We start from the raw sequence: 12,096 nt of genomic DNA, 5'->3' as shown, positions 1-12,096 counted from the left end.
TTTATGATGAAATATTCAACCATAAAACGCAAAAAGCTTTTTTTATTTTGTGTTGTGATTTTTATCATCTTGGTCTTTGAGATACTCACTGCTTTATTTGGGAGCAAAAATACAAAAAATTATGTGACAGCAGTGGTTACGCGTGGTGATATTGAGGAAACGGTTTTAGCTTCTGGAATTGTGCGTCCTTATCGATTGGTGGCTGTTGGTGCGCGTGCAACAGGACGTGTGATTTCTGTCCGCGTTGCATCTGGAGATGTTGTAGAAGAAGGAGATCTCTTAGCAGAGATTGACCCTACAGACCAGGAAAATGATCTGAAAAGAAAAAAAGCAGTTTTGTCCTATTATTATGCGAATTTAAAGGAGCATGAAGCTTATCTGATTCTAGCAAAACAAAATTTAGCACGTCAAAATAAAATGATTGAAGCACGGGCAGTTTCACGTGCTAATTTTGATGATGCAGTAACACAAGTCAAAATACGTGAAGCTCAAATTGCTCAACTTCAAGAACAAATTGTACAAGCACAAATTGATGTGAGGAGTGCAGAAGTAAATTTAAGCTATACGAGGGTAACAGCGCCCTCTGCAGGAACAGTTTTAGCAACCGTTGTTGAAGAAGGACAAAATATTAATGCAGCTCAATCAGCACCAACAATTGTTATTTTAGGAGATTTGTCAAGAATGACAATTAAAGCACAAATTTCAGAAGCGGATATTTTGAAAGTTCATGCTGGACAAGATCTTTATTTCACAGTTTTAGGGGATACACGACGCCGTTATGAGGGAACATTAGAAACAATAGAGCCTGCCCCTGAAGCTATTCGTAATGATATTAGTATTAATCCTAACATGTCATCTAGTTCTTTAGCATCATCAGCTATCTATTATAACGGGCTCGTACATGTTGACAATAAAGATCGTTTTTTGCGCACTTATATGACAGCTCAAGTGAATATTATATTAGGGCGCGCCCGAAATGTATTGTTGGTTCCAAGCGATGCCTTACGCAATGAGACGAAAGAGAATAAAGCGTGGGTGCAGATCTTGGTTGGTCGAGACAAAGTTGTTGCAAAACAAGTAACTGTTGGACTTAATAATAAAGTGATGGCTGAGATTGTTTCTGGGCTTAATGAGGGTGATGTGGTGATTGTTGGTTCACAGGATGGGTTGTTAGTTTCTTCTGATTTACAAAGTGAAAATGAGATCTAAAACATGACAACAGAATCAAAAGATACTGTTCTTGTGTTGAAAGATGTGGTGCGCGAATTTCGTGCAGGTGAGACATTGGTCCGCGTTTTAAAAAACATCAATTTAACCATTAAGCGTGGGGAGATGCTTGCAATTGTAGGAACGTCAGGCTCAGGAAAATCTACGTTAATGAATATTTTAGGCTGCCTTGATCGACCGAGTTCAGGGCGCTATTGGATTTCTGGAAAAGAAATAGCTTTGCTTTCAACAGATGAATTGTCAGCTTTGCGATGCAATCACTTTGGTTTTATTTTCCAGCGTTATCATTTGCTCAATGAATTAACAGCTCTTGGCAATGTTGAAATTCCAGCTATTTATGCAGGATACTTAGCAGAAACAAGGAAAAAACGTGCGCAGAGCCTTTTAACACGTTTAGGGATGCGCGATCGAATGAACCATTATCCCAATCAGCTTTCAGGGGGGCAGCAACAACGTGTTTCAATTGCTCGTGCTTTAATGAATGATGCTGATATTATTCTTGCGGATGAACCAACCGGTGCTTTAGACAGAAAAAGTGGTCAAGAAGTTTTGCATATTTTAGATGAGCTTCATCAAGAGGGACGGACTATTGTCATTGTAACCCATGATATGAAGGTGGCTGAAAAGGCAGACCGTATTATTGAAATCAGTGATGGGAAGATTATTTCCGATAATGTGTCAAAAACTAAGAAAACAAGCAGTAAAGAGAAATTTCTTCAAAAAGAAGATGATCTAAAAAATATGCAACAGATGGGGATTTTTCGTGCTTTGATGGGACGTTTTCGTGAAGCGTTTGTTATGGCTTTATTGGCAATGAATGCTCATCGAATGCGGACTTTTTTAACAATGCTTGGGGTGATTATCGGTATTTCTTCAGTTGTTGCGATGGTTGCTTTGGGAAATGGTACTCAGAAAAAGATTCTTGAGAATTTAAAGAGTTTTGGGACCAATACCTTGACAATTCTACCGGGTAAAAGCCTTTCTGATCCACAGTCGGGAAAAATAACCAGTTTAGTAGAGGCAGATGCCGAAGCGTTATCTGAATTGCCTTATGTTGCTGGTGTCACGTCTCAGATTTCCGTGAATTCAATGGTGTATTGTGATGCAATTGAAACAAAGGCTGTTGTTGTTGGTGTAGGAGAACAATTTTTTCAAATACAGGGGCTCAAAGTAATTAAAGGAAGGTTGTTTGATCAATCAAGCGTACGTGATCGAGCTGTTGATTTGATAATAGAGAAAGAAGCACTTGCCGTTCTTTTCCCCAATGGTCAAGAGAATCCCATTGGAAAAATTATACGTATGGGTAATGTGCCAGCCCGTATTATTGGTGTTGTGGATTCACAAAACCATGGAGGCGTATCAGACACAATACAGATTTATTTGCCTTATACGACAGTACAAACCCGCTTTCTTGGTAGAACAGATGTTCGTGCTATTATTCTTCAAGTGGCTGATAATGTTGATTCACAATTAGCAGAAACTATGATCCGACGTTTGTTAATTATGCGGCATGGACAAGAAGATTTTTTCATTAGAAATTCGGAATCATTTCGTAAAAAAATTATGGAAAGTACAGCAATTTTAACAGTTTTAGTGGCTTCAATCGCAGCAATTTCGCTCGTTGTGGGTGGAATTGGGGTGATGAATATTATGCTGGTCACTGTTGCTGAACGAATTAATGAAATTGGTGTACGTATGGCGATTGGTGCACGCCAGAGTGATATTTTGCAACAATTTTTAATTGAATCGGTTTTGGTTTGTGTTATTGGTGGAAGTTTAGGGGTTCTCTTTGGATTTGCCATTGGAGGCTTATTTGTTTTAGGAAACTCTCCTATCCAATTGATTTATACAACGCGTTCAATTATAATAGCTGTTCTCTTTTCAGCTTTTATTGGGGTGTGTTTTGGTTTTCTTCCGGCACGAAAAGCTTCACGGCTTGATCCTGTTGTTGCTCTTGCGCGTGATTAAGAAACCTTATTCAAGAGGATGGAGGCTCTTTTTGTGATCTTAAGAGCAAAGGTGATATTATCCAAAATAAAAAATAAGATATTGAGGAGTTCTTGGAATATTAAGAATTAAAAATATCTATGATTCAAGGAAATAGGGCAAAAGGATCAATTGTCTAAATTAAAAAGACATTTGAAAAGTTTTTTATAAAGAAGACAATGTCATTCTTATTTTTACACAGATGTTTTTGATATATTCAAGTACAAGAAGACGTATTTGATTGGCTTCTTTTATCCAGCTATCTGCAACATCTTGTTTAATAGGATAGGCAATAAAATTGATGTTAGGCATTAAATATTGAAACTCAAGTAAAGAACGCATCATATGATAATCATGAGTGACGATATAAAGCGTTTTATAGCGATGCTTTTTGATCCAATCAGCACTTTCTTTAGCGTTTCCTTGCGTATTGATTGCTTGATAACCAATATCAATACAACAGGAGAAGAGTTGAGGATTGATGTTCATCATACGGATCAGTTTATTGGGATGTGTTGTTGTGCTCACTCCGCTGATTAATAGTCGCGAACCAAACCCTTTTTCTAAGAGTTTTAGCCCGGTTTCTATTCGGTTTTTCCCTCCTGTAAGGACGATGATTGCATCGACTTTCTGTAAGGGGTGTGGGGGAGTAAATCGTCCAACTTTTTCAGTAAAAGCAAAAAAAATAACACAAAAGATCAAAATGATGATCAAAATAAAGAGTGCTGTTGGTGGCAAATAGTAAAAAAAGGATTTACGTTGTTTTGTAACACTTACTTTGTGTTCAGGAGGAGAGCGTTGCGGCCTATCATGGATATTGGAATCAGAAGTATCGTGGATCATAGAATTAAAATAAGCCGTTTTCGCATTGATCGATTTGTTTAAGTTGTGCTAGAATAGTAATTCGATTGGTGAGTGTCGTGACGATAGCAACACAAAGAATGAGAATGCAAATTTTTCCATAAGTGTTGAAACTCATGGAAAAGTTGCCAAACAAGGCGATGACTTGGCGCGTTTTTTCTATCCCTAAATTATAATTTGTCCAGAAGGAAAAAATATTAAAGAGCAGTGTACTTATCACACCGCCATATAATGCACCGCGGAATGCAGTTTTAAAAAAATGCCAATCAAATTGTTGGGCAATGAAAATGGTTTCAGTACCAAGAAAATATAAGACGTTAATAATATGCGCATTTTCTGCTAGTGCATTGCGTGTCGCGAAAATAATTGTAAGAATTAGTGAGCCAAGAATGAGAGCTAAAATTGCAAAACCAATAAAAACAGTTGTTTGCGCCATAGTGGTAAATCGATTCACCCAAAAGTGATGATCATCAAATTGACCACCTGGGATTTGCATTTTAATGGCGTGACTGATTGCTTGAAAGTTGATTTTTTCATTTTCTTTCAAAGTGACGATAATTAATCGGGGAATAGGAAGTTCTTTGAGGGATAAACCTGTTCCAAGCCATGGTTCAAGTAATTTTTCAGTGGCTGTTTGATCAACAATTTTGGCATCTTGTATCCCTCGAAATGTTTTCACCAATTTAACAGCATCATGAAGAGCTTTTTCAATATTAACATTTTCAATTGGACGGATTTGAATTGTTGCTTCATAGCTAATTTGATTGCTCCAATTACTAGCAGCACGCTGTACTAAATCAACGCTGCTTAATGTTAGACTTGAAAGAAACGTCATGATAGCAATGACTGCAACCAATGCTTGTCCAGACATATTGCTACTAGGAATAATAGGCGTTCTTTTTCCTTTATTAATTGTAAAGATGCGTTTTGGAATATAGAAAATAGGGGAAGGTTTATTCATAAATTGTCATCCGTCCCTGGTGAAGAATCAAACGCCGTGCAGCAACTTGCTCCATCAATGAGATATCGTGAGTGGCAATGATGACAGCTGTGCCAAAACGATTTAATTCAATAAATAAACGAAGTAGACGCGACGCCAAAGATGGATCAACATTTCCTGTGGGTTCATCTGCGAGAAGAATTTCAGGTTGATCAATAAGAGCACGTGCAATCGCTACTCTTTGCTTTTCTCCACCTGAAAGAACGGGTGGTAAAACGTGAATATAATTGCCAAGACCAACCCATCGCAAAAGATCTTCTACTTCACTACGATAGGTTGCTTCTTCTTGTCCCCTGATGCGTAAAGGCAAGGAGACATTTTCATAAGTTGTCATATGATCAAGCAGTCGAAAATCTTGAAAAACGACTCCAATACGTTGTCGCAAAACAGGAAGTTCTTGTCGTTTGAGTAATGCTGTGTCATTTCCAAATAAATCAATGTGACCGCGGGTTGGTTTGATTGCAAGAAACATAAGACGCATCAATGATGTTTTTCCTGATCCGGAAGCTCCAGTTATAAATTGAAACGATCCTTTGGGAATGTGAAAACTGATATCGCGAAGGATCTCAGGCCCCATTCCATAGCGCAAACCAACATTTTCAAAACGAATCACTTTTAATTACCACTTTATGTTTTTGTAGTGAATATAATGTTATGAGAATTCTCTATTAATATTTTACTTTCATTTGCAATCTTTTTTCAGTGTTATTGTTCTATTGAGCTGCCTCAATCATTTTCTGTATTTTGCCGGTTGGCAATAAGATCATCGATGATTTGTGTTCCGGCAAGGGTTGAAACGTCTCCTAAGGTATCAAGATTATTGTCGGCAATTTTTCGCAAAATACGTCTTATAATTTTTCCTGATTGTGTTTTAGGCAGTTGAGCGGTAAATTGAAGCTTATCTATTGTAGCAATAGCCCCAATTTCTTTTCTTACATGTTAAATAAGATTTTGGCGTAACTCCTCGCTTGATGTCATCCCTTCTATTAAGGTTACAAAACTATAAATTCCCTGTCCTTTAATAGAGTGAGGGTATCCTACGACGGCCGCTTCTGAAACATAAGGATGCGAAACAAGCGCTGATTCAAGTTCAGCAGTCCCTAGTCTGTGACCCGAAACATTAAGTATATCATCAATTCGTCCTGTAATCCAGTAATAACCATCGCTATCACGTTTACAACCATCGCCTGTAAAATATTTTCCTTTATATGTGGAAAAATACGTTTGGACAAAGCGCTCATGGTTATTATAAAGGTATACGCATTTGGCCAGGCCATGAATCAGCGATACAAAGGCTTCCTTCTGCTTCTCCTTCCACAATATTTCCTTGAGCGTCAATGATTTTGTAAATGGATGCCAAAAAATGGATGTGTAGCTGACCCCGGTTTGAGCGTTGTGGCTCCGGGGAGAGGAGTGATCATATGTCCTCCTGTTTCCGTTTGCCACCATGTATCAAGAATAGGACAACGGCTGTCTCCAACAGTGTGATAGAACCATTCCCATGCTTCTGGATTGATCGGTTCGCCCACTGTTCCTAAGAGGCGTAAAGATGTCCTTTGAGAACGTTTGACATATGAATCTCCTGCACCCATTAAAGCACGAATGGCGGTTGGTGCGGTTTAGAGTGTATTGACTTGGTGTTTATCGACAATATCCCAGAATCTGCCTTTATCAGGAAAAGTTGGTATGCCTTCGAACATTAGGGTTGTGGCACCATTACATAAAGGCCCATACACCAGATAAGAGTGGCCAGTGATCCAGCCAATATCAGCGGTACACCAATAAATTTCATGGGGATGGTAATCGAAAACATATTGGTGTGTCATTGACACATAGACGAGATATCCACCTGTTGTATGCAGAACACCTTTTGGTTTTCCTGTCGATCCTGAAGTATATAGAATAAAAAGAGGATCTTCAGCATTCATTTTTTCTGGGGGACAATCAGTTGAAGCATGAAGTACCTCTTCATGATACCAGAAATCACGTTCTGCAACCCAGTCAATTTTTTCACTTGTGCGTTTTATGACCATGACATGGTTGACATGTACATTGTGGCCGGCTGCTATATAAATGGCTTGATCAACATTTTCTTTTAAATTAATTGCTTTTCTTCCATGTAAAGCTTGATCAGCAGTAATGATAAAGGTTGAGTCACAATCGATGAGACGTCTTGCAATAGCTTCGGCAGAAAAGCCAGCAAAGATGACTGAATGAATAGCACCAATACGGGCACATGCGAGCATAGCATAAGCTGCTTCAGGAATCATCGGTAGGTAAATGGTGATCCTATCCCCTTTTTTAATACCATATTTTTTTAAGATGTTAGAAAAGCGACACACTTGTTCATAAAGGCCATTATAAGTTATTTTTGGGTCAATATTGGGGTCGTCACTTTCCCAAATGAGTGCGATTTGATCACGGTGATTTTTTAAATGCCGATCAATGCAATTATAGGCCACATTTGTGATTCCGTCCTCGTACCATTTAATCGATACAGAGTGATTAAATGAAGCGTTTTTTACCTTTGTGTAGGGTTTAAACCATTCAATGCGTTAGCCATGTTTTGCCCAGAAAGCTTCTGGATCGTTGAGGCTTTGTTGGTACCATTTTCGGTGAGTTTCATGATTAATGAAAGCATTTTTTTTGAGATGTGTTGGTACTGGATAAGTTTTTTCAGACATTGTTCCCTCCCTATTTTATTGATGTCGAAAAAGTTACTATTTTGTTATTCTGTTTCTTTATCCTATTTTTCATGCGTTCCTTATAATAAGAATGAAAATTTTGTGTTCAGCTGAAGCTACCTAGGTTCGAACAGTTAATTTTGTACAATGAATATTACAAAGAACCTTTTTATGTGCTTTTATAAAGAATGAAAAGGCTTAAATTAAGTAAAAAAAATGATTAAAGGGAACGATTTCCAAACAAAGCAGATCCAATACGAAGAACATTTGCACCAAATTGAATAGCGATTTTAAAGTCATTGGACATGCCCATAGAAAGTTTTGAAAGGTTCGTTTCTTTTGCAAGTTTTGCTAAAAGAGCAAAATAAGGACCAGGATTTTCTTGAACTGGGGGAATCGCCATCAGCCCGACGATATCAAGTCCATAATTATTTTTGCATTGAGCAACAAATGCTTTTACTTCTTGCGGAGCAATACCACTTTTTTGTGGTTCTAATCCCATATTAACTTGAACATAGCAGGGGAGATGCTTTTTCTGCTTTTGCATTTCTTTTGCTAGGTTTTTGGCTATTTTTTCTCGATCAACAGTTTGAATGACATCAAAGATTTTAACAGCTTCTGTTGTTTTATTGGATTGTAAAGGACCAATGAGATGAAGCTCGATTGTCTTGAATTTTTGTCGTAAAGGAGGCCATTTTTCATTTGCTTCTTGCACACGATTTTCAGCAAAAAGGGACTGTCCTACCTGCAGAAGAGGAACAATATTGTCTGCGGAAACAGTTTTTGAAACAGCAATGAGTTGAATATTCTCTACGGGACGATGATAGTTCTCACATGTTTTGGCAATGTCTTGTTGAAGGTTTTTCCATGCATCAATAGAAGAAATATTCCGTGTATTCATAGGGTTATGCTTTCTGTTTTTATGTATTATGCAGTAGTTAGATAATTTTTTATAAAGTTATTAAAAATAATTAATGAAAAGGTTGACGATAACATTAATCCATGGTGAATCTTTATCAGAATTTTGAGATTAATTTTATAATTAGAGTATAATAGGAATGATGAGTGAACGCTATAATCCACGTGCACAAGAACAAAAATGGCAAGCGATTTGGGATGAAAAGAAGATTTTTCAAGCCACTGATGATGGTGAGCGTGAAAAATATTATGTTTTAGAAATGTTCCCTTATCCTTCTGGACGCATTCATATGGGACATGTACGCAATTATACTATGGGCGATGTTGTTGCGCGATATAAGCGGGCAAAGGGGTTTCATGTGCTTCATCCAATGGGATGGGACGCTTTTGGAATGCCAGCTGAAAATGCTGCTGTGCAAAATAACGTACACCCTAAAGTATGGACTTATGAAAATATCACGGTGATGAGGAAGCAGTTAAAGCAATTAGGTTTTTCTTTGGATTGGTCCCGTGAATTTGCTACATGTGATGTGGAATATTATCATCGTCAACAAATGTTGTTTCTGGATTTCTATCAGAAGGGGCTTATTTCGCGTAAGGTGGCTAAGGTTAATTGGGACCCTGTTGATCAAACGGTTTTAGCTAATGAACAGGTTGTTGATGGTTGTGGTTGGCGTTCTGGTGCATTGGTTGAACAACGTGAATTAACACAGTGGTTTTTCAAAATCAGTGATTTTAGTGATGACTTGTTGGCAGGACTTGAAAAGCTTGATCGGTGGCCAGAAAAAGTACGCATTATGCAAAAAAATTGGATTGGCAAGTCACAAGGTCTTCTTATTCGTTGGGCTTTGCATAAAACAGATGCAGTGCATGATGTCTGTGATGCGTTTGATGAAATTATTTGTTATTCAACACGTCCTGAGACTCTCTTTGGTGCTTCTTTTTTAGCTCTTTCTGTTGATCATCCAATTGCGAAGGCTTTAGCACAGAAGGATAAGGAGCTTGATACTTTTATTGAAAGCTGTCGGTGTAATGGTACTACAGAAGTGGCGTTTGAAACAGCTAAAAAACAAGGATTTCGTACGCCACTTTTTGCTGTTCACCCCTTTGATCCGACGGTGCATCTTCCTATTTATATTGCTAATTTTGTTCTCATGGATTATGGAACAGGGGCTATTTTTGGGTGTCCTGCTCATGATCAGAGAGATTTGGATTTTGCACGAAAATATAATCTTGCTGTGCGCCCAGTAATTATACCAAAAGGAAGTGATGCTAAGAATTTTGTCATTGCTGAAACAGCTTATACGGGCGATGGCGTGATGATCAATTCAGGCTTTTTAGATGGTTTTACATTGCAGGAAGCTTTTCAAGTGGTTGCTGAGCGGCTCGAGAAACAGTTGCTCAAGGGTCAGCCTCAGGCACAAAAAACAGTGCAATTTCGATTACATGATTGGGGAATTTCACGTCAGCGTTATTGGGGTTGTCCGATCCCTATGATCCATTGTACGGCTTGTGGTGTCGTTCCTGTACCACGTGCTGATTTGCCGGTTGTGTTGCCCGATGATGTCACTTTTGATCAGCCTGGTAATCCACTTGCGCGTCATAATGAATGGCAAAAGGTAGTTTGTCCTTCCTGTGGTCAATCGGCAAAACGTGAAACCGATACAATGGATACTTTTGTTGATTCTTCTTGGTATTATGCACGCTTTACTACACCTCATGCTCAAGAACCAATAGACCAGAAAATAGCAGCGCAATGGTTGCCTGTTCAACAATATATTGGTGGTATTGAGCATGCAATTTTGCATCTTTTATATGCACGTTTTTTTACACGTGCGATGAAGATGATAGGCTATGTTTCGGTAGATGAGCCTTTCAAAGGTCTGTTTACGCAAGGTATGGTTGTTCATGAAACCTATCGGGATGATCAAGGGTGGGTTTCACCGGCAGATATCGTAGTCGTTGAAAAAGATGGGAGACGTTGTGCATATAAGCTAACCGATCGAAGTGAAGTGATGATTGGTTCAATTGAAAAAATGTCAAAATCAAAAAAGAATGTCATTGATCCTGATGATATTATTGCTTCTTATGGAGCAGATACTATACGCTGGTTTATGTTATCGGATTCTCCTCCTGAACGTGATGTGATCTGGACGGAATCTGGAATTGAAGGCGCACACCGTTTTGTGCAGCGCGTCTGGCGTTTAGTGGCTTTAAGTGCTCCGGTTTTAAAGGAAATAACGCCATGTGCAGGACAGAAAGGAGCTGCTTTAGAACTTTCCAAAGCAGCTCATCGCACACTTTGTGCTGTAGGAGATGATTTAGAAAAACTTGCCTTTAATCGAGCTATTGCACGCCTTTATGAATTATTGAATGTGATGAACTCCTTTTTAAATAATATAGAAAATGCTGAAGATGAAATGAAGTTCGCTATGCGTCAAGCAATGGATTTTTTCATTGCAATGATTGCGCCTATGATGCCTCATTTAGCGGAAGAATGTCATGCTGTTTTGGGTGGAAAGACACTGATATCGCAGTGCGCTTGGCCTGCTTATGATTCTGCATTAACGATTGAAGAGTATATTACTTTACCGGTCCAGATTAATGGCAAAAAGCGGGGCAATGTAACTATTGCTGTGATAGCTGATAATGCGGCAATTGAAGAAGCGGTTTGTGCTCTTGATTTTGTGCAAGCACAATTAGCAGGAAAATCCATTAAGAAAATGATTATTGTTCCAAAAAGGATTGTTAATGTCATTATTTAATGGATTTATTGTTGCTGTTTTTTCTTGTTTGTTTACTTTTCTTAGTGGGTGTACCATTGAACCACTTTATCGTCACGTCTCACAGGTGTCGACGCCCACGATTTCTCTTCTGCATGGTGGGGTATCAGAAAGGATTTCTACAGGACTTTCTGAGAAGCTTGCAGCCATTGTGATTGAAGAGCCCTCTGATCATTTTAGTCAAATGGTACGTAATCATTTGTTGTTTCTTCTCTATGGGCATGGAGGAAAGCCTTCTGTGCCGGTTTATCAATTGTTATTGCAGACATCGGTTTTTACACGGACATCTGTCGAGATAAACAGTGATCGAGAAGGGGATAGAATAGGACACTCTTCTGTTGGGACAATTGTGAGTAGAGCTGCTTATATTTTAAAGAACATGAAAAACGAACCTGTCGCAAAAGGGACAGGAACAATGAGTGCTTCTTTTGATCGACTTCGTCAGGAATATGCAACAGTGCAAGCTGAGAAGAATGCGCAAAAACGCGTTGCTGAAGAATTGGCTGAACGTATTTTTATGTTGCTTGCAAAAGATCTTGCAAAAATTTCTACTTTTTAAAAGCTCAAATTCTTTAAATGTTAAAACTTAGAACGTGTTCCATGTTTTTCATGAAGAAATCTTGGATATGATACGTAA

General features: G+C 38.4%; 8 protein-coding genes and 1 pseudogene. 4 read left to right on the top strand and 5 right to left on the bottom strand.

From position 1 onward, the window contains the following. The first annotated feature begins 3 nt into the window (after positions 1 to 3). Together T420_RS0103935 and T420_RS0103930 are read left to right on the top strand one after the other, a co-directional pair. Positions 4 to 1,209, top strand: a complete 1,206-nt coding sequence (locus T420_RS0103935; RefSeq protein WP_483416250.1) for an efflux RND transporter periplasmic adaptor subunit — start codon at positions 4 to 6, stop codon at positions 1,207 to 1,209. Between the two features lie 3 nt (positions 1,210 to 1,212). Then, entirely contained in the window at positions 1,213 to 3,195 is a 1,983-nt protein-coding gene (locus T420_RS0103930; RefSeq protein ID WP_013545575.1) for a MacB family efflux pump subunit, read from the top strand. 183 nt (positions 3,196 to 3,378) lie between these two features. On the opposite strand, the gene T420_RS0103925 is transcribed toward T420_RS0103930, so the two are convergent. The 5 genes and pseudogenes from T420_RS0103925 to T420_RS0103905 all read right to left on the bottom strand — a co-directional run bounded on the left by T420_RS0103925 (position 3,379) and on the right by T420_RS0103905 (position 8,659). Then, positions 3,379 to 4,056, bottom strand: a complete 678-nt coding sequence (locus T420_RS0103925) for a YdcF family protein (RefSeq protein WP_013545574.1) — start codon at positions 4,054 to 4,056, stop codon at positions 3,379 to 3,381. Positions 4,057 to 4,060: 4 nt separating this feature from the next. Beyond that, positions 4,061 to 5,035: a cell division protein FtsX gene (locus T420_RS0103920; protein ID WP_013545573.1), complete on the bottom strand. Its 975-nt coding sequence runs from the start codon at positions 5,033 to 5,035 to the stop codon at positions 4,061 to 4,063. Then, positions 5,028 to 5,687 (bottom strand): cell division ATP-binding protein FtsE, encoded by a 660-nt coding sequence (ftsE, locus tag T420_RS0103915; protein ID WP_013545572.1) that lies wholly within the window; start codon positions 5,685 to 5,687, stop codon positions 5,028 to 5,030. Before ftsE ends, T420_RS0103920 begins: the two co-directional genes overlap by 8 nt. Positions 5,688 to 5,800: 113 nt before the next feature. Further along, positions 5,801 to 7,758, bottom strand: a pseudogene (acs, locus tag T420_RS06945) (acetate--CoA ligase). Between the two features lie 220 nt (positions 7,759 to 7,978). Continuing rightward, the gene (locus T420_RS0103905) at positions 7,979 to 8,659 is read right to left on the bottom strand and encodes a YggS family pyridoxal phosphate-dependent enzyme (protein WP_013545570.1); all 681 of its coding nucleotides are present in this window, start codon (positions 8,657 to 8,659) and stop codon (positions 7,979 to 7,981) included. A 157-nt stretch (positions 8,660 to 8,816) separates the two neighbouring features. Between T420_RS0103905 and leuS the strand changes: the two genes are divergently transcribed. Then, positions 8,817 to 11,441 (top strand): leucine--tRNA ligase, encoded by a 2,625-nt coding sequence (gene leuS, locus T420_RS0103900; RefSeq protein WP_013545569.1) that lies wholly within the window; start codon positions 8,817 to 8,819, stop codon positions 11,439 to 11,441. Continuing rightward, positions 11,428 to 12,018, top strand: a complete 591-nt coding sequence (locus tag T420_RS0103895) for a hypothetical protein (RefSeq protein WP_013545568.1) — start codon at positions 11,428 to 11,430, stop codon at positions 12,016 to 12,018. The genes leuS and T420_RS0103895 overlap by 14 nt, the downstream gene beginning before the upstream one ends. Positions 12,019 to 12,096: the final 78 nt, after the last annotated feature.

Origin of the sequence: Bartonella clarridgeiae ATCC 51734, assembly GCF_000518185.1 — a bacterium.
Classification (GTDB): domain Bacteria; phylum Pseudomonadota; class Alphaproteobacteria; order Rhizobiales; family Rhizobiaceae; genus Bartonella; species Bartonella clarridgeiae.
Note: the sequence above shows the minus strand (reverse complement) of the source record. Positions and strands in the feature narration are given on the sequence as shown.